The sequence below is a fragment of the Nonomuraea sp. NPDC004354 genome (assembly GCF_053602555.1).
In genome coordinates this window covers 201,400-218,958 of sequence record NZ_JBSGDV010000004.1, presented here as the reverse complement: position 1 = coordinate 218,958, position 17,559 = coordinate 201,400, and the positions used below count along the sequence as shown (strand labels likewise).

General features: G+C 66.5%; 15 protein-coding genes and 1 pseudogene. 7 read left to right on the top strand and 9 right to left on the bottom strand.

The genetic code is table 11. From position 1 onward, the window contains the following. Positions 1-125: 125 nt before the first annotated feature. From ACWENQ_RS15800 to ACWENQ_RS15790, 3 genes and pseudogenes are all read right to left on the bottom strand, one after another. Positions 126-224: pseudogene (locus tag ACWENQ_RS15800) on the bottom strand (dihydrofolate reductase family protein); the annotation flags it as partial. A 649-nt stretch (positions 225-873) separates the two neighbouring features. After that, positions 874-1,362, bottom strand: a complete 489-nt coding sequence (locus ACWENQ_RS15795; RefSeq protein ID WP_449919267.1) for a dihydrofolate reductase family protein — start codon at positions 1,360-1,362, stop codon at positions 874-876. Positions 1,363-1,673: 311 nt separating this feature from the next. Continuing rightward, entirely contained in the window at positions 1,674-2,426 is a 753-nt protein-coding gene (locus tag ACWENQ_RS15790) for an alpha/beta fold hydrolase (protein ID WP_452414711.1), read from the bottom strand. Here ACWENQ_RS15790 and ACWENQ_RS15785 point away from each other — a divergent pair. After that, positions 2,340-2,684 carry a transposase gene (locus ACWENQ_RS15785; protein WP_452414709.1) on the top strand — a complete coding sequence of 115 codons (345 nt, stop codon included), beginning with the start codon at positions 2,340-2,342 and terminating at the stop codon, positions 2,682-2,684. The two genes, ACWENQ_RS15790 and ACWENQ_RS15785, sit on opposite strands and share 87 nt — an antisense overlap. Beyond that, on the top strand, positions 2,615-3,172 hold the full coding sequence (locus ACWENQ_RS15780) for a hypothetical protein (RefSeq protein WP_449919739.1): 558 nt from the start codon (positions 2,615-2,617) through the stop codon (positions 3,170-3,172). Before ACWENQ_RS15785 ends, ACWENQ_RS15780 begins: the two co-directional genes overlap by 70 nt. A 490-nt stretch (positions 3,173-3,662) precedes the next feature. Here the strand turns inward: ACWENQ_RS15780 and ACWENQ_RS15775 are convergent, their stop codons facing one another. Then, positions 3,663-4,175: a flavoprotein gene (locus ACWENQ_RS15775; protein WP_452414708.1), complete on the bottom strand. Its 513-nt coding sequence runs from the start codon at positions 4,173-4,175 to the stop codon at positions 3,663-3,665. Here ACWENQ_RS15775 and ACWENQ_RS15770 point away from each other — a divergent pair. Next, complete coding sequence (locus ACWENQ_RS15770) at positions 4,122-4,994, top strand: barstar family protein (protein ID WP_452414707.1); 873 nt, start codon at positions 4,122-4,124, stop codon at positions 4,992-4,994. The two genes, ACWENQ_RS15775 and ACWENQ_RS15770, sit on opposite strands and share 54 nt — an antisense overlap. A 209-nt stretch (positions 4,995-5,203) precedes the next feature. Here the strand turns inward: ACWENQ_RS15770 and ACWENQ_RS15765 are convergent, their stop codons facing one another. Continuing rightward, positions 5,204-6,670: a serine/threonine-protein kinase gene (locus ACWENQ_RS15765; protein ID WP_452414706.1), complete on the bottom strand. Its 1,467-nt coding sequence runs from the start codon at positions 6,668-6,670 to the stop codon at positions 5,204-5,206. Between the two features lie 310 nt (positions 6,671-6,980). Between ACWENQ_RS15765 and ACWENQ_RS15760 the strand changes: the two genes are divergently transcribed. The 3 genes from ACWENQ_RS15760 to ACWENQ_RS15750 all read left to right on the top strand — a co-directional run bounded on the left by ACWENQ_RS15760 (position 6,981) and on the right by ACWENQ_RS15750 (position 8,251). Continuing rightward, complete coding sequence (locus ACWENQ_RS15760) at positions 6,981-7,478, top strand: methyltransferase domain-containing protein (RefSeq protein WP_452414704.1); 498 nt, start codon at positions 6,981-6,983, stop codon at positions 7,476-7,478. A 159-nt stretch (positions 7,479-7,637) separates the two neighbouring features. Further along, positions 7,638-7,931: a helix-turn-helix transcriptional regulator gene (locus ACWENQ_RS15755; RefSeq protein ID WP_449919284.1), complete on the top strand. Its 294-nt coding sequence runs from the start codon at positions 7,638-7,640 to the stop codon at positions 7,929-7,931. 101 nt (positions 7,932-8,032) lie between these two features. Next, complete coding sequence (locus ACWENQ_RS15750; protein ID WP_449919287.1) at positions 8,033-8,251, top strand: hypothetical protein; 219 nt, start codon at positions 8,033-8,035, stop codon at positions 8,249-8,251. Positions 8,252-8,296: 45 nt separating this feature from the next. On the opposite strand, the gene ACWENQ_RS15745 is transcribed toward ACWENQ_RS15750, so the two are convergent. Then, on the bottom strand, positions 8,297-8,881 hold the full coding sequence (locus ACWENQ_RS15745) for a hypothetical protein (protein WP_452414702.1): 585 nt from the start codon (positions 8,879-8,881) through the stop codon (positions 8,297-8,299). A 348-nt stretch (positions 8,882-9,229) separates the two neighbouring features. Beyond that, positions 9,230-9,502, bottom strand: a complete 273-nt coding sequence (locus ACWENQ_RS15740; protein ID WP_452414700.1) for a hypothetical protein — start codon at positions 9,500-9,502, stop codon at positions 9,230-9,232. 215 nt (positions 9,503-9,717) lie between these two features. On the opposite strand from ACWENQ_RS15740, the gene ACWENQ_RS15735 reads away from it, so the two are divergent. Beyond that, a complete protein-coding gene (locus ACWENQ_RS15735) occupies positions 9,718-10,308 on the top strand; it encodes an integrase core domain-containing protein (protein WP_452414698.1) in 591 nt (196 codons plus the stop codon). A gap of 184 nt (positions 10,309-10,492) precedes the next feature. Here ACWENQ_RS15735 and ACWENQ_RS15730 read toward each other — a convergent pair whose 3' ends face one another. Together ACWENQ_RS15730 and ACWENQ_RS15725 are read right to left on the bottom strand one after the other, a co-directional pair. Next, positions 10,493-11,563, bottom strand: coding sequence for a hypothetical protein (locus ACWENQ_RS15730; protein ID WP_452414697.1), 1,071 nt, complete (start codon positions 11,561-11,563; stop codon positions 10,493-10,495). Positions 11,564-11,711: 148 nt separating this feature from the next. After that, positions 11,712-17,444 (bottom strand): LamG-like jellyroll fold domain-containing protein, encoded by a 5,733-nt coding sequence (locus ACWENQ_RS15725; RefSeq protein ID WP_452414695.1) that lies wholly within the window; start codon positions 17,442-17,444, stop codon positions 11,712-11,714. Positions 17,445-17,559 lie beyond the last annotated feature (115 nt).

Below are 17,559 nucleotides of genomic sequence, written 5' to 3'. Positions count from 1 at the left end.
GCGCTGTCGAAGAAGCCCGAATGGACGCCCACGTACGGCCGGCGGCGGGAAAGCGGTACCTGGCCGGTGCCGCCGGGGAAGAGCCGTTCGCCGTCGCCGACCGCGATCGGGTGCACCAGCAGCCGCAGCTCGTCCAGGAGACCGGCCTGCAGCAGGGCGCGGACCAGGCTGATGCTGCCGGTGAGGTTGATGTTCTGGCCCGGCTGCCGCTTGAGCTCGCTCACCGCGGCGAGGAAATCTCCCTCGATCAGGCTGGAGTTCTGCCAGTCGGTCCGGTCGAGCGGTGGAGGCGACCAGCTTGCGGATGCCGTTGAGCTGGTCGGCCATCTCGTCGTTCTGGTGCGGCCAGAAGGCGGCGAAGGACTCGTAGGTTTTGCGTCCCATCAACAGGGTGTCGGCGTCGGCCGCCATCTCGACGATCGCCGTCTCCATCTCCTCGTTGATGTAGGGGAAGTGCCACTTCTCCGGCGCCTCCACGACACCGCCGCAGACCGCACCCACACTCGGGCGATGCCTCCGTCACCCGCTGTGGCTTGCGGAAACGCCCTCATGGCGCGGACCCGAGCGGAGGGCCTCGAAGCTCTGCGAACAGCGCCCGGCAGATCTCGGCGTCAACCCGCATGAGCTGCTGGAGGCGACGACGGAGACGGCGGCGGTACGGCTCAGCCACACGATCCCGCCGCCTCCGCCTTGATCATCCCTTGTACGATCTCCCGCGGTACGGCTCGACGGTTTCTCCTCCGTTCTGTCCTGATCATTGGCAGCGGGCGGATACGGCCGAAGCATGTCGGCGTGCGCTCCCGGGGAATCTCTACTGGTGGCCGCGGACCGGAATGGCGAAGTCCCGCCCGGCGCCCCTGGGCACCTGGCGATTCACGGGTGATCCAGAGTCGCAGCCCGCGCCCGCAGCCTGCGCAGCATCCGGTATCCCCGAAGCCGGCCTCCCTGGCGGCGACCTCGGTGGTGGCGCGCTGCCGTATGAGGAGTTCGGCACGTTCCAGGCGCGCAGGGCGGTCTGATAGGCCAGCGGGGTGAGCCCGGTCGCGCGGTGGAACAGCCGGGTGACGCTCCGTTCGCTGCACCCCGCCGCCTTGGCCAGCAGGCGCAGCGGCAGCCGTTCGGTGAAGCGGGGACCACGACGGGGCGGAGCAGGAGCTTGAGCTCGTCGATCAGGCCGTGCGTGATCAGGTGGTTGACCAGCGTGGCGCTGCCGTACACCAGCAGATCCCGGCTGGGCTCCCGCTCGAGCCTGGCGACCTGTTCGGCGACCTCCCCCTTGATCACGACGCTGTTCCAGCCGGGATCGCTCAGAGAGGCCGAGGTACTTGGGGATGGCGTCCATCCAGGCGGCGACGTCGCCATCGTGGCCCACCGTCCGCCACACCTTCGACACGGCCTCGTAGGTCCTGCGGCCCAGTAACAGCGCCCGGTGCCGAACGACTGGCCACGCTGGAAGGTGTCCTCTCATCCCAGAACCGGCATCCGCACCTCGGCGTCGGCAAGGGCGTCTCCGTCGTGGCCGCGGGGGGGCGCCCGCTACTACACCCGGCCGGGCATCGCCTTCGTGCCGTTCAGCGACGCCCCGCCCATCGAATACGGGCTGTTGTGGCGGGCAGGCGAGGAGAACGCCCGGGTACGGACGTTCATCCAGATCATCCGCGAGATCCAGGCGCCTACGAGCCGTCGAGGCTGACCGCGAACGCCTGCGGGTTGTCGAGCATGACATTGTGACCGGCGTCGGCAACGGTGACGACCCGCACACCCGCCGCCTCCAGCTCCGCCCTTCCTTCCAGCGGCTGGGACAGGGCCCCAACCAGGAACGTGCGTGCAATCGTCAGCTCCATCAGCAGCTTCCTGGCCGACGGGTTGGTCCCGGCGCGCAAGCCGTACGCGCTGCGATGCAGCGCGACGGGATCGGCCAGACGCATGGTCGCGGCCCACAACGGCCCGACCCGGTCCAGAATCCGGGCCATCCCACCCTCGGCGAACTCGGCCTCGGTGAAGCTGGTGACGCCGACGGTGCCTGGAGCGGGCGGCGGCACCGGATCCAGGACGGCCTCGGCCAGGACCAGCCGCGACACCAGATCCGGCCGCCGGGCCGCCAGCACGATCGCCACGGCGCCGCCCATGCTGTGCCCGACGACCTCGGCCCCGTTGACGCCCGCGGCATCAAGTGCCCTGGCCAGCGCGTCGGCGTGATCCTCCAGCCGGTAGCCGAACTCGGCCGGCCGGTCGCTGAGTCCGAAACCCAGCAGGTCCATCATCAGCGTCCGCCGCCGTGCCACGGACGGCAGGGTCATCACGTGGGTGAAGTACGCCGCCGCCTGGGCTCCGGCGCCGTGCACGCATACCCGCGCCGGTTCGTCGCCCGCGATCTCGACCCAGCGGATCTTCGCACCGTCGGGTCCGGCTACCGCGTCCTTCATGTTCTTCCTCACTGTGCGGATGCGCGCCCGGCTGGATTCCGGGCGCGCGAGATCCTACTCGGCAGGCGGGTGGAACGACGGGGCTACCCGCCGGAGTTCCGGCGCAACGTGCTGGATCTGCTCGAGGCGGGCCGCGAGGCCACTGACCCGGCCCACGCTCTCGAGATCAGCACCCAGACGATCTACACATGGCGGCGGCAGGACCGCATCGACCGCGGCTTGGAGCCCGGTCTGACAACAGCGAGCAGATCGAGTTAGCGGCCACCAAACGGCGCATCGCCGAGCTGCAGACCAGTCTCCTCATGCTGTGGCTCCGCCGTCCACGGGCGGAGCTCGTCGGGGTTGCGGACGGCCCAGATGAGCTTGATCCGGTCGCCTGCCACCTCGAACGCTTACACGGATATGGTGAGGCCATCCTGCTGGGCGATCAGGCCGGGTTGGCCGTTGACCGTACGATCCAGGATCGTCAGGTCGCGGAATTTACCCTCGAGATGGATCAGGGAGCGCACGATCTGCTCGGCGCCTTCGATTGGGCGGAGCGCGGTGCTGACCAGGCCGCGGCCGTCGCTGAGTTCATGAGGGCCACGGCCACCGGTGATCTGGAGGAGCTGCTCTGGCTGCTTGCGCCGGAGGTCACCTGGACCGCCGACAGCGGAGGCATGGCCCTGGGTCCCGGAAGACGGGCTCCTGACGCGATGGTCTGGCAATGGTCTACCAGGCCGGTTGTGGATCAGGTGGATACCTAGCGCGCCCTGCAGGATTCGAACTGCGACCGTCGGATTAGAAGTGGATCGCTGTCCCTTCACATGACAGCACCCCGACCTGCGACGATGTCACTGTTTCCTCCCGGGAGACGGGGAGCGTTCCGCGCATGTTCCGGATCATGCTGCCGCTGTACATGGTCAGAGAGTTCTCGTCCGACCTGTGCCTGGATACCCAGTGGGCCGGGGCTGAGGAACGAAGCCCTGGACCTTCGATCGCCCCGGCCACCTGCGATGACCCACCACGCAGGGGCGATCGTAATGCTGTACCTGCGCGGCGGCGTGGCAATCTCGGTCGGAGCGTTCGGCCGCTACGGCGGGGCGGCGCGCGGTGCCCGGCCCGGTGTCCCGCCGTCGTTCGGGACCGGCCCCCAGGCCGCACGCCCGGACGGCGGGCGGGCGGAGGGCCGGGGGTACGGCGGCGCGCCGCGCCGCCGCCTTGATCTTCATGAGAACAATTCGGCAGATCACCGTTTTAGCGGCGTATGAGCTTGTCCAATTCCTTGAGTGCCAGCGCCCACGGGTAGGCGTCGATGTGGTCGCTTCCGGTGCTGGCTGGGTGTGGTTCGAAGTGGCCGGGTCCGAGGAGTACGGGGATGCCTGCGGCGCGGAGTTGTTCGACGCTTCGGATGAGGGGTGCGCGGGTGGCGAAGGCGCTGTTGACGAAGGGTAGGACGACCACGGGGATGCCGAGTCCGGGTGCTTCGGCGAGGAGTCCCAGGGCGTAGGTGTCCGCGATTCCCTGGGCGAACTTGTTGATGGTGTTGAAGCTGGCCGCGGCAAGGATGATGGCGTCGGCTCTCGGGGGCCTGGGCTCGTGGGGCTTCCGGTATTGGCTGCGGACGACGCGGCCGGTCTGCTTTTCCAATTCGGGGATGTCGATGAAGTCCAGGGCTGATGGGGTGGCGACGATCTGGACGGTCCAGCCGTCGTCTTGGGCAAGGGTGACCAGGCGGCCGACGTCGCCGGCGGCGCCGGTTGCGCACACGATGATGTAGAGGACCTTGGGCTGCCGGAGGAGAAGCCGGACGTAACAGGATTCCGCCTCGCCGCGCTTGATGACGAGAAGCTCGGCGAGTGCCTGGATGTCGCCGGAGTTTTTCGCAAGAGGCCCTCCGCGCCCGTCCGGCCGGTGACCCTGATTGGCTTCCGCCCCGAAGCGGCGCTGGCAGGGACCGTCGAGGGACGCAAGATCACGGCATCCATCATCGCCATCCAACGCGACGGCCTGATCGCCGGAGGAGCCGGGCTCCTGTCGGCCACCGTCGTCACCGCCCGCCCGTCGAGGTTGGGCCCCGCCCTGCCGAACATCGCCCTCGACGACGGGATGGAGGAGCCGACGCCGAGCGGCGCCCGCGAGATCTTCCAGATGTGGTACGACGGCGGTCCGGCCGAACCCAACCTATGGACACGCTACGACCGGCTGCTACAGCACGAATGGTCCGGCCTGGCGCTCAGACACCATCCTCAGGGCCTGCCCGACAAACCGGCTGAAACGACGTATCACCTCGACGGCCGTTTCGTCACCGACATTGACGCCTTCTACTGCGCCATCGGGGAGGCGATCAACGGTCCCGGCGGCTACTTCGGCTGGAACCTCGACGCTCTAGACGACTGCCTTAGGGGTAAATGGGGTGCTGCCAGCCCGTTCCGGCTCCTCTGGCACCACTCCGAGGTGGCCCGCCGCCGCCTCGTCCCGGGTTATGACCGGCCGAGCCACCGCCTGCGCAACTGGAGACCGAGCGTCGAACTGGACGACCTCCTGAAGATCTTTTCCGAGCACGATGTCGAGGTCGAGTTCCGCTAACCCCATTACCGCCCGTCTCTCGTCTGCCGAACCGGCATGGCCTCATCACTACAGCCCCGATGGGCGCGTCGACGAGCGCGGCGCGCCGACCGAGAAGTACTGGCGGTTCCAGGGCGTGCTCTGCCGCTTCGGCGGCAAGCTCACCGACGTGCCCCCGGCCGCGGCCGCTGCGGCAGGGAGAGGATGGCGCGCGGTGTCCAGTGCGGGCACTATTTGCGTCTCTTGTGTTTGCCCTTGCCGGGATGGCTTTGATCGGGCTGCTCGTCGATCCGGGGGAGAGGCATGCCGGAACGGGTCAGGAACGTGACCAGAGGGCCATCGGCGAGTCTGCCGTCTCTTCGCACCGCCGCGAGCATCGTCCCGAGGTCCAGGACGTGCCTGCGCGCTTCGTCGATCTTGCCCTCGTTGAGGTTCTTGCGCGCCTCGGCGATGCGGTTGCGAACCTCGCGGGCCGCGTCGGATGCGATGCCGCCCTGCCGCTGCTGGGCGGCAAGCGCCCGTTCCAATGTTGTGAGCCAGGCCAGTGCCGCTAACGTGGCGGGCCGCGCCGTTGGTGACGGTTGCGGGCTGGTAGGCGCGGCGGACGGGGACATGCTCGGCGCGGAAGACGCCGCGGTGACCGGGGATGTGGTGAGCGGCGCGGAGGGCGTCGGGGTGGCGCCTTGCCGGACCGCGTAGGTCAGGGTCGCCAGTAGCAGGGTGCCGACCAGCGCGGCGGAGGTGGCGGCGAGGGTCACGTAGCGGCGCGGAGCGGACCGTCGCCGGGGCGCGTCTTGTCCAGGCCATGTGTCCGGGTCTGGCACCTCGAGCAGGGCGGTGCCGCCCGGCGCGCGTCGAAGGCCTGCGGAGGCGAGGGCATGTCGTACCTGTGCCGCGCTCGTGGGGCGGCTGGCGGGCTCCTTGGCCAGCATCGACAGCACCAGCGCCTCCAGGTCGGCGGGAATGTCCGGCCGAAGCCGGCGTGGCGGCACCGGTGGCTGGTTGAGATGCTGGTAGATCAGTTCGATCGGGACACCCAAGAATGGTGGCCGCCCGCAGAGCAGCTCGTAGCCTACGCAGCCGAGCGCGTACAGGTCGGCGGCGGCGCTCCCGCCGTGTCCCAGGATCTGTTCGGGCGACAGATAGGCGGCGGTGCCCACCACGGTGCCGGCCGCGGTCAGCCTGCCCGCCTCCTCTCCGGCTACCCGGGCGATGCCGAAGTCCACCACCTTGAGCAGTCCGCTGCTGGTCAGGTGCAGGTTGCCGGGCTTGATATCGCGGTGCACCACCCCGGCCCCGTGCGCCGCATCCAAGCCGGCGGCGGCCTGGCCCATCAGATGGCGTACTTCCTCTGGCGGCAACGGTCCCCGCTCGGCGATCTCGGTGGCCAGATTCCGCCCGGACAGCAGCTCCATCACCAGGAACGGCCGCCCGTCATGCTCGCCCACGTTGAGCACGCTCACCACGTTGGGGTGCACCACGCGGGCCGCGATGCGGGCCTCGCTCATGAAACGCGCACGCACCGCCGGGTCCGCCAACTGGGGGGCGAACAGCTTGACCGCCACCGGCCTGTCACGTGTCAGGTCGCGGCCGCTCCACACCTCGGCCACCGCACCCCTGCCGATCAGCGCATCCAGCCGATAGCGCCCCGCCAGCACCGACGTGGCCTCTATCGAACTCCTCATCAAGATGAACACTCCCTGCCTGCACCATTGATGTCCTTACCGGCCCCCTGATCGGGAAATACCAAACCTAGCGAAACGATGAGGACTCGATCCGGAAGAGCCATGGACGTGGGCTATCGACGGCGAGTGAGCACCGCGCGCTCCCGGTGGCGCGAGGATTGCTGGCTCCTTCCACCACAGCCAGTACGGCGGGGCGTCGGGCCAGTCCGGCGGTGGGCCGTCCCAATCGTTGGGGGCTCCCATCCCGGGGGGACGTTCCAGCCAGGGGGAGGAGTCGTTTTCGACGCGCGGCAAGGCCCACGGCCTGGACGCCAGCGGCGACATGATCGAGCTGGCCAGGCGCAACGCGGCGGAGGCCGGCGCAACCAACATCGAGTTCCTGCACGGCACCATCGAGGCCATCCCGCTATCGGACCAGTCGGTGGACGTCGTCATCTCCAACTGCGTAATCAACCTGTCCGACGACAAGGCGGCCGTGCTGGCCGAGGCCTTCCGCGTCCTACGCCCGGGCGGACGGCTGGGAATCAGCGACATGGTGACCGAAAGCGCACTCGACCCGACACGGCGCGCCGCGGCCGAGCAGCGGGTGGGCTGCGTCGCCGGCTCCCTGAAGGTGGCCGAGTACCGCGACCTGCTGCGCACGACCGGCTTCGTCGGCACCACGGTAACTCTCACGGCTGATCACGGCGACGGGGTCCGCTCGGCCATCGTTCAAGCGGTCAAGCCCGCGATCGGCCCCGGCTTGGAGGTCCGCCCGATGCGCGAGGCCGACGCGAGCCAGGTGCTGGCCATCTACCAGGCCGGGCTGGACAGTACCTAAGTGCGGGATGGCGGGCCAGCCTGCCCTCCGGCCGAGTCGCCCGCGGCTGATCCACTCCACAGCAGCACCTCTCGCCAGAGCTGGCGTCCAGATGCACGGCCGACCTCATGGGCTTGCTGCGCCAGGCGCAGCGCGGCATTCCTGTCATCGCTGATCATCATGCCGCTGATCGTGCCCGGTCGGCGTCGCCGCCATCCTCCTTCATCCTGCGACGGTGAGCTGTACCTAGGATGCGACGGGCAAGGTCGGAGAGGGTTTCCTGCGCCCCACCACGACGTCCTGTCCGCACTGACCGCCAGGGAGGACAGGCGCTGGAGGCTGCAGGAACTGGCCGATCGCGTGCTGTGGTCCAAGAGCCGCCTGTCCAGGCACATCAGCCGGATGGAGGAGCGCGGCCTGGTGTCCAGGGAGGAGTGCACGCGACGGACGGCAGGGGCGCGGTCATCGTCCTGAGCGAGGGCGGCTGGCGCGCCATCCAAGAGGCCGCCCCTCTCCATGTCGAATCCGTGCGCTGACACCTGATCGACCTGCTGACCGACGAGCAGCTCGACGCCTTGGGCGACATCTCCGACATCGCGGCCCGTGTCGCGACCGTGATCGCCACCGCGACGCTCTACACCGAAACGCCGCAGGACGCCAGGCACGTCCTGATCGACACTCTCAGCGGGGAGGTACGCTACCCGATGCCCGCGCACGAATCTGCATACCCGCTCGGGGACGGCACCTGGCTCACCGCCGAAGGCGTTACCCTCTTCCGCTGGACGCACAGGTGAACCGATCGGCGCGCCGCGTGCCGGTCCACAAGCCCGGCGGCAGGATCAGACGGCGGGCGGCGCGAGGTTGAGCGCCCGTGCCACCCGTTCGAGCACGTCGTCCCAGGGGCGGGCGGGAACGACCGGCACTCCAGCCGCTTGGGCCTGCGACGCCAGCCAGTCGCCGTACAGGCGGCTCACCACGGCCCGCCCGTGCTGCGCCCCTGCCGAGGGTTCGCGAAGCCGGTAGTTCTCGGCGATCTGCTCCTCGTCGCCCTCGTGCAGGAAGACCGCGCGCACGCCGTCCAGCTCTGCGGCCGTGGACGGCAACAGGTAGTCGCCCTCGACGACCACCGGCGTCATGGTCTCGAGATGGTTGGCGACCACCGCCCGCACCGCGGGGACGAGCGCCCGCGCCACGGAGATCTGCATCTCCACGATCCGCTCGTGAGGCAGGTGGACGGCCTCGGGGTTGGCCCGCCAATAGTGCAGCGCGGGCAGCTGCTCCGGCGTGGTCATGGCCTGCAGCGCCTCGACGATGTCGTCGATCTCGACGATAGGTGAGGCCAGGCGGCGCGCCAGGGGATAGGACACCCGGCTCTTGCCGGTCCCCGAAGCGCCGCCGAGCAGGATGATGGGGGCGTCGTTCACCCGTGGACCCTATCCGAGGACCTCAGCCGGCCGGTCCTGACCGGCAGGCGAAGACGACCGGCCGCGAATCCGTATGCTCGACATTTTCTCGATCAAGGCCGTACGCGGACCACAGGACCCTTACGTGTCATGCCAGGAATAGAGCAGTACTACTCCCTGATGTCGGCGCTGGTCACCGGCAACTCGCTGGTGTGGCGCACCGCTTCTCCGCGTTGGGCCGGGCCCTGCGCCTGCCGATAATTCCATCCGTCCAGGTCACGGCCTTGCAGGGCTTCTCTGGTAGGCAGGCTTCAATTCCTGAAGAGGAGTCAGTGCGGCAGGATGACCGGTCGTGCTCCTTCGCCTGGCCTATCTGGCCGTCACGTCGCTTTCGCCGCGCTGAGGTTGCTGCCGATGGGTGATCGGGACAAGGGCATCGAGATCCTCGCCCTGCGCCATCAGATCACCGTGCTTGAACGGCAACTCGGCGACGACACCTGGGTGAGGTTCGCTCCCGAGGATCGAGCCTTTCTCGCCGCCCTCCTGACGTCGCTGCCACGCGACATCCTGCGCCGGGTACGGCTGCTCGTCCGGCCGGATACCGTCTTGCGCTGGCACCGCGATCTGTTGAAACGGCGTCACGCCCGTACCTGCCAGCCGAACAGGCGAGGTCGCCCGCCCACGGTCCGCTCCATCCGCGTCCTCATCCTGCGACTGGTTCGCGAGAATCCATCGTGGGGATATCGGCGAGTGTACGGCGAGCTCACCGCACTCGGCATCAAGGTCGCTGCGTCGACGGTCTGGGAGATCCTCAAGCAGGAAGGTCTTGATCCGGCGCCCGAGAGGGCGTCCACCACGTGGGCCGACTTCCTGCGCTCGCAGGCCGACGCCCTGTTGGCCTGCGATTTCATCGAGACCTCACCCTCGATGGGCAGCGCCAGTACATCCTGGCAGTCATCGAGCACGCCAGCAGGCGCGTGCGCGTGCTGGGCACCACCGCGCACCCGACCGCGAGCTGGGTCATCCAGGCGATCAAGAATCTCGTGATGGATCTGGACGAGGCGGGCTGCCGGGCGCGCTACCTGATCCGGGACCGGGATGCGAAGTTCCCGGCCCTCATGGATGAGGTCCTGTCCGACGCCGGCGTCCAGACCGTGCTCACCGGTATCCGGATGCCGCGCATGAACGCGGTCATGGAACGATGGGTGCAGTCGTGCCGCCGAGAGCTTCTCGACCGCTGCCTGATCTGGAACGAACGCCACCTACGGCACGCCCTGCGCGAGTACGAAAAGTTCTACTACCAGCACCGAGCCCATCAGGCCCTGGCCCAAGCGGCACCACGAACACTTCTATCACCAGCACCGAGCCCATCAAGCCCTCAACGAAGCCGTCCCGCTGCGTCCCGTCCCGGATTCGATCCTGGCCCCCAGAACGAATCATCGACCTGAGTATCCGCCGACGAGACCGGCTCGGCAGCGTCCTCCACGAGTATTCACATATGGCTTGACCTGCATGGATGGAATTTCCGGCAGGCGCAAGCGCCAGGTAGCGGGGAGTTCTGGCTCAGAGCCATCCTCAACCCCGCGTCAGCCAGCCGTTAAAAGCCCTGGCGGCTTACTCTCAGAAAGTAGATCAGAGGTTGAGGATATGTCGCTGAACGGTCGGCCACTCCGTCCCAAGAGCTTCTTTGGCAAGCTGAAGCGAGGACAGTTTGGGGTTGCTCTGTTCGATCTCTCTAAGCGCGACTCGGATGGCAATCCCAGCCCTCCATCGCAACCTCATGAGCCCAGAGTTCGCAGCGGACGATTCATATTCATTGGTAGCCTGGAGCCAATCGCGACCGAGGCGAAGTGTGCGGTCCATGACCTCTGTGTGGAGCGTCTCCCTGGGGACATGCCCCGAGCCGTAAGCGCTACGGGCCTCTGCAATCTCCGGCCATTCAAAGCCGAATTTCGCGACAAGCAGGTCGATAATCCGGAAGAGAATTTCAGTCTTCTTGCTGTGCGGCCACGTATCCGGTGGATTCGGAATAGTCTGCGGTGAAGCGATGGCATCACCGTGTGCCGAATCGCCGACGCCGACCGGAACGTCGACGTAGACGACCTCGTGGGTTGAATTCAGCCACTCTTCGGTGATGCGGAGCCCTGACCGGGCTTCCAGGATCGCCAGCGCCGCCGCCTTCTGTGCGAGAACGCCAGCAGGACTGTCCTCGGAAAATTGGTGGATGAATTGCAGCTCTTGGCTGAGCGCTTCCGGATTGGTTCCGCCGGCGAGCTCGCGCGAGAAACCTTCGGGGAAGTACGCGACGATATCCCCGTCCTCGGCATACGCAATGGCCTCCCAAGTTCTGCCGCCCCACTCGATTCCCAGCGCCGACGCACCACTGCTCAGAGCGCGGCAATAGTCTCTCAAGGAGGCGGATTCAGAGGACAGGTTGAGGATCGATACCGTCCCGTCTCCTGCGGACCGATGGACAAAGAATGCCACTACCGGACAGTGCAGCGTTATCGGAAGTTCGTATCCGTCTTCTTGGCGAACCTCTGGCGGAGTCCCACCCGTGAGGACTTCGTGGATATCGTCGATCTCAATCGATTGTTGAGCTTTTGGCGTGACGGAGATCCACCACATTCGATCGGATAGCCACTGAGCAGAGCTGGAACGCAGCAAGCGCAGGTAGTAGTTTGTCGCAGCAAGATCGTACATGGTGCCTGATACTACTCCTCGATAAGTCGATCGGGAAGATGGTTCACGCCGAGCCGGCCCGGGAGCGCTGAAGCTTCCGTTTCGGCACCCGGGCCGGCTCAAACAGGGTGTGCTTATCGCTTGACACTAGAAGGCGTCGCCCGATGCTTTACCGTCTGCGATCATCCCAATCTTGGTATTCCTTGGTGGGATTTCCGCAAAGCTGTTCGATCGGTCGCACGTCGATCTTGGTCTTGAACCGGACGAAGAATGGATCGCCATGCAGGATCCGGTCTCGAAGATAGAATCTCTTGTCGAGCGCGTCACCGGCCTTTTTGTTGTCGTCGTTCGCTATGGGGCAGACAGAGAACTTATTGGGATTGGCCGGCTTGTCGCCGTCCCAGAGCGAGGACCATTCCCATCGCTCATATGTGGAGGCGAAGGGATATTCATCGCATTGACGGGTTTGGTTCTGCGTGTAGTTAACTCCCCAGATCTCTATGCACTTCGGCCGCGTATACTTTCTACGATAGGCGTCGGCGAGGTCGCCCGACAGTCTGTGGAGCCATGCCCTGCTCTTGTCCTCGCCGCCGCATCCCTGGATGATGGTCTTTCCCGCACCTCCTCCGGGACCGACGTAGCCGAGAGGCTTCTCGTAGGTGTCGTTGGGGTCGTTGCAGGCCTTCCAGTAATGCTCGTATGCAGCGTCATAGCCTGAACCGGTGCTGAACACGATCGAGGGGATGGCACTGTCGAAGATGCAGCCACCATCGCCGGCGATGTAGCTGGCGCTGTCGCATCGAACAATGGTGCGATCCTCGAGCGGCTTCCCTGAGAGCGAGTAATAGCCTTGGATGCCCGGCCAGGTCGGCCAGTTCACATACGTTCGGAAACCGTCAATCGTCACGGCCTCCACGTTTTCCTTCTCTTCCGTCTTTGCGGGAGTTCCGTTGTCGTGCACTTCCCAGATAAGCGTCCGCTTTGGATCCGCCTTTTCCTTGGGGCAGCGTAGCCGGAACCGCGCAGTACTGCCGTCCCAGCTATTTATCGACTTGGTGCGATAATTGACGTTCGGGCTACCCCCGAATTCGGTTACGTGCTGGCATCGAGTGCCCACCGGATTCACGCCGATCGTCATTTGGCGCGAACCGATGCCTACGTTATAGATGTCGTCGAGCTTATTATCCAGGTAATAGACGTCAACCACGATGTCTCGTGATGTGGCGCCCTTTGCTTCATCCGCGCCCAGGCTGCCCTTGCCGTGGAAGGTCTGGACAATGGTCATCACCTTCCCCTTCGCCTGGCAGTAGGTGATGCGGCAGCTAGGGGTGGAGGTGTCTATCGCCGTAACGTCGCCGATGGAGCACCAGGAATAGTGGTTTTTGATCCAGCCCTCCGGACGACCGGCTTTGGCGATTTCTTTCTTGCAGTCGTCGGGGGTTATACGATCGAATTCATAGATGGGGATCGGGTCGTCCGCGGCTGGCGCGCTCTGGACGACGGTGTTGTCGGATTCACGCTGGGCCGGGCGAGTATCAGCAGGGGTGGCTGCAGTGATCCTCACGCTGATGGTGTGCCAACCAGTCCAGGCGCCGTTGGCGCCAGGGGCGGTCGCGCGGGCGCGCCACCTCACCAAATCGCCGTCTCCCAGCCGCCCACCGGGAACCTGCAGCGTCACGCGGGAGTCGGCGCGCTTGGCGGTGGCCTGACCTGACCAGACCAGTTGCTTGCCCTCGGCGGTCTCGTCCGTCTTGCCGGACTTGCCGGACTTGCTGGCCTTGGCGGGGATGCGGGAGATTTCCATCTCCACTTTCGCCTCGCCGTCGCGCTGGGCGGGCAGCCAGGTGGTCAGGCGGGGGGTGAGGGTGGAGGCGACGGTGACGCCGTCCATGGTGCGGCTGTCGTCGACCGTCAGCTTCGCGATCCCGGCGTGGTCTGCGGTAGCCGTGTTCAGCCTTGCCACTGTGCTGGTCGCCGCGGCGCCGACGGGGGTGTTCATGTCGGTTTGGATTTCGGACGCGGTCTGGACGCGGTTGTAGATGCGCACGTCGTCGATCAGGCCGCTGTAGAACTCGTCCAACCAGATACTGTTGCCGCCGAGGCGTAGCGCACCGCCGTTGTCGGCGAGGTTGCCGGTCATCGGTGTCTGGTCGATCTGGGTACCGTTGAGGTACAGGGTGACGATGGTGCCGTTGTAGGTGACGGCCAGGTGGCTCCATTGGTTGAGTGGCAGCGGATCGTCGCCCACCACTGACTTGGAGGTGGTGGCGTTCTCCAGCCAGCCCAAGGGTTCGCCGCCGTAGGAGGCGTACAGGCCGTAGGAGTGGCCGTTGGTGTTCTCTTTCGACAGTACGGTGCGGTAGCCGGCCACTGTGGCCGGCTGGACCCACGCCGAGAATGTCAGTGTGTTCGTCAAGCGCAGCGACTGGGCATGCGGGACGGTGACCCAGCTGGAGGTGCCGTTGAAGGACAGGGCCTTGCCGTGCTTGCCGCTGGCCCAGGTGGTGTCGGTGGCGGCTCCGGTGTTGTGCTGTCCGGAGGAGTCGCCGACGGTGGTGCCCGTGCCCTCGTCCATGCCGTACGCGGCCACCAGGCCCGGGGTCGCCGGCGGGGCGGTGACGGTGGCCGAGGCCTCGTTGGAGGACGGGCTGAGGTTGCCGGCCGCGTCGGCGGCTCGGACCCGGTAGTAGTACGTCCCCGCCGCCAGGCCCGCGTCGGTGAACGTGGTGGCCGGCGACGAGCCGACCTGGTTCGCGGCCGACGGGGTGAAGGCCGGCGTGGTGGAGCGGTGGACGGTGTAGGCGGTCACGCCCACGTTGTCGGTCGAGGCCGTCCAGGTGAGCTGCGCGTTGCCGGGGCCGCCGGTCGCGGCGAGCGAGCCGGGCGCGTTCGGTGCCTGGGTGTCCGGCGACGGCGTCCTGCCGATCGGGGTGGTCATGTCGGTCTGGATCTCGGTGGTGGTCTGCGCGCGGTTGTAGATGCGCACCTCGTCGATCAGTCCGCTGAAGTACTCGCCCCATATCTGGTTGCCGCCGATGCGCAGCGGGCTGCCGTCGTCATACAGGTTGTCGCTGAACGGAATCTGGTTGACCTGCTGGCCGTTGACGAACAACCGCAGGTACGTGCCGTCGTAGGTGAGCGCCAAGTGGCTCCAGGTGTTGACCGGCAACGGGGAGGTACCGGCTACGGACGAGACGGCCTCCGGCTCAGGCTGCGCCCAACCAGAGGGGACCGAGTCGCCGTTGGCGGCGTACAGGGTGTACGAGACGCCTCCCTCGCTCAGCTCCTTGCCCACCACGGGGCTCCAGTTGGCCACCGAGGCCGGGTTGACCCAGGCCGACAGCGTCATCCCGCTCTCCAAACGCAGCGAGGCGGCGTCCTGGGCGGTCACCCAGCTGGAGGTGCCGTTGAACAGCAGCGCTTTGCCGTACTTTCCGTTCTGCCACGAGGTGGCAGTGGCTGTTCCGGTGTTGTTGTGGCCAGAGGAGTCGCTCACGCTCGTCCCGACACCCTCATCCATGCCGTACGCCGCCACGAGCCCGCTCGGTGGTTTCGCACCCGTGGTGAACGACCAGTTGTACGGCACGGCCAGGGAGTTGCCCGCGAGGTCCTTCGCGCTGGCCACCTCGGCGGTGTAGGTGGAAGCCTCAGCGAACGGCTGTTCAGGAGTGAAGGTGAGCACTCGGTCGGTGGTATCCATCACCGATGATCCAGCAATCGCAGCTCCGCCGGAGTCCTTCATCGTGAACTGAGCGTCAGTGACCACTTCGCTGAATGTCACTGTGACCGGGGTGGTGACTGGAACATCGGTGGCCGCGGCCACCGGGCTCACCGAAGATACCGCCGGTGGCGTGCCGTCAGTCGTGAACGACCAGGAGTACGAGGGCATCGCGTTGCCCGCCGCATCCTCGACCCCACTCAGCTGGGCAACGTAAACCGACCCCGGCGTCAAGGACGTTGCTGGAGTGAATCCAACGAAATCCGCAGCCTGGCCGGTAATCTTGCTTCCGAGGACAGCGTTTCCCGCGGAGTCCTTGAGGGTTATCTCCGCCTTCGATACGTCTTCGCTCAACACAGCCCAGACATCAAGCTTGGTCGCCGTGTTGGTTGCATCTCTGGCGGGCGATGTTGTCACGACGCCTGGCGGAGCTGCATCAGGCTGTGGTTCATCGACAGGCGCAGGACCGTTCAGAAGATCCTCTGCCGACGTGGAGATGTCCTGGCCGGAACGGATCCTGAGCTCCGAGGCCTTCTCCCACGAAACATCTTCAGGGCTTGGAAGAGCAGTCGCAGAGCGTCCCTTCGCTGGGTCGTCCGCGAAGGCGCGAATCTCATCCGCTGTCGTCGGATGGGGCTCTCCGGGATAAAGCCAATATCCAATGTTCGGCACCGGCGGTGGAGGCGCTTCGAAGTCAACGGTGAGGATGGGCGGGTGGAGTTGCCCCTTGCACTCCTCCAGCGGGGTGCTCCTACAGCCGCCTGCCTCGTCGGTCCGGTAGCGGCGCCAGTTGGTGGTGTCCGACTCGCTGCCGGCGGTGAGCTGGACGCCGTAGTTGGAGGCACCGTCCGACCATGCCTGGACGATCTCGTCGATCGAGTAGACCAGGTCCCATTCCTTGCCCGCCCAGCTCGCGGCTCCGCTGGTGCAGTTGGGGCTGTAGGCGGCGCCCTCGGTGATCTGGCCCGTTGAGGTGACCGACGGCTGGCTGTTCCACGTCATGGTCGCCTCGTCCCAGGGCGACGTGACCTGCCGGGTGGTGATCCCGGAGCCGATGTAGGTCCCGCAGTCGTTGGACAGGTGGTTCCACAGGATCAGGTCGGCGTTCTGTACCTTGAGGCCGCGGAACTCGGCGGGCATGTCGGGGAACTTGATGTAGCTGCGCCAGCGGACGGTGCCGCTGTTGGACTTGCCGACCAGGATCCGGTCCAGGGTGAAGTTGTCCCAGCTGTCCGGGTAATCGGCGTTGTTGACGAAGGTGTCCCAGCCCTGCTTGGGCAGGCCGCCGGCGCCGGTGTGGGTCTCCCACCAGTCGGCTGCCACGGCCGCCATGGTCACGGGATAGGTGACCGCAGGGTTGGCCAGGAACGCGGCATCTGGGGCGAACACCAGCGATTTGCCGTCGTCATCGAGGCTGATCGCGGCTTTGCCGACCTTGCCTTCGTCGATGGGGGCGTAGGCGTCGGCGGCCGTGGCGTCCTGCAGGAGCGTCGGCCGCAGCTCGGTCAGCGTCTTGCCGTCCTTGCCCACGATGACGGGCCTGCCCTGCGCGTTCTTGCCGAAGGAGAGCCCAGCGGGCAGTGCCACCGGCATTTTGAAGGTGACCGGACCGCTGGGCCGTTCGGTGATGACGACCTGCTGTCGGAAACCGGTCGCGGTCGCGGTCACCCGAAGGTCGCGCCCCTTGCCATAGGCGCCGGGGTAAGTGGCGGTATTGCCCTTCAGCTGCGGCTCAGGTAGTGCCAAGGGTGTGCTGATCTTCGCCGTGGCGTCGTCCGCCGCTGCCTCGGCGCCGGTCGCCTGGCTCTTGAGCAGGGTCTTGTCCCGGCCCGCGGACAGAATGAGGTCGCCGAGCGTGGCCTTGGGCTTGATGGCGCCGTCCGCCTTGACGAGGGTGGTGTCGATCGGCGTGAAACCCTTGCCGTCGGCGTTCCTCTTCCGGATCGGCTGGGCGCTGGACTCCATCCGGATCGTCTTGCCGTCCGGGTTGGCGTAGAAGGTGGTGCTCTCCGAGCCCATCGACTCGACCTCGACGCGTCGGTTCTCCTTCTTGGCCTGCGCCAGCGCTTTTTCGGTCGGCGTCGCGGGGGTGCTCGGGGGTGATGTCGTGGGGGGTGGGGTGGGGGGTGGGGTGGGGCTCTGCGCGATCGCGGGCGCGCTCATCATCGAGAGCGGCAACGTCACAGCCGCGATCAGGGCAGCGCGCCGGCGCGTCCGGTTGGATAAACCGGACGCTGGTCGTGATGTGTTCACTCGGACCCTTCGAGGATAAAAGCGACAAAACGGAGTGATCATCACA

Excerpts from the sequence above, each read along its gene's own strand:
- ACWENQ_RS15780 (WP_449919739.1), top strand. The coding sequence starts at position 2,615 with ATGGCGGCGGCAGGACCGCATCGACCGCGGCTTGGAGCCCGGTCTGAC.
- ACWENQ_RS15760 (WP_452414704.1), top strand. The coding sequence starts at position 6,981 with ATGATCGAGCTGGCCAGGCGCAACGCGGCGGAGGCCGGCGCAACCAAC.
- ACWENQ_RS15795 (WP_449919267.1), bottom strand. The coding sequence starts at position 1,362 with ATGGCGACGTCGCCGCCTGGATGGACGCCATCCCCAAGTACCTCGGCC.
- ACWENQ_RS15755 (WP_449919284.1), top strand. The coding sequence starts at position 7,638 with ATGCCGCTGATCGTGCCCGGTCGGCGTCGCCGCCATCCTCCTTCATCC.
- ACWENQ_RS15730 (WP_452414697.1), bottom strand. The coding sequence starts at position 11,563 with ATGTACGATCTTGCTGCGACAAACTACTACCTGCGCTTGCTGCGTTCC.
- ACWENQ_RS15790 (WP_452414711.1), bottom strand. The coding sequence starts at position 2,426 with ATGAAGGACGCGGTAGCCGGACCCGACGGTGCGAAGATCCGCTGGGTC.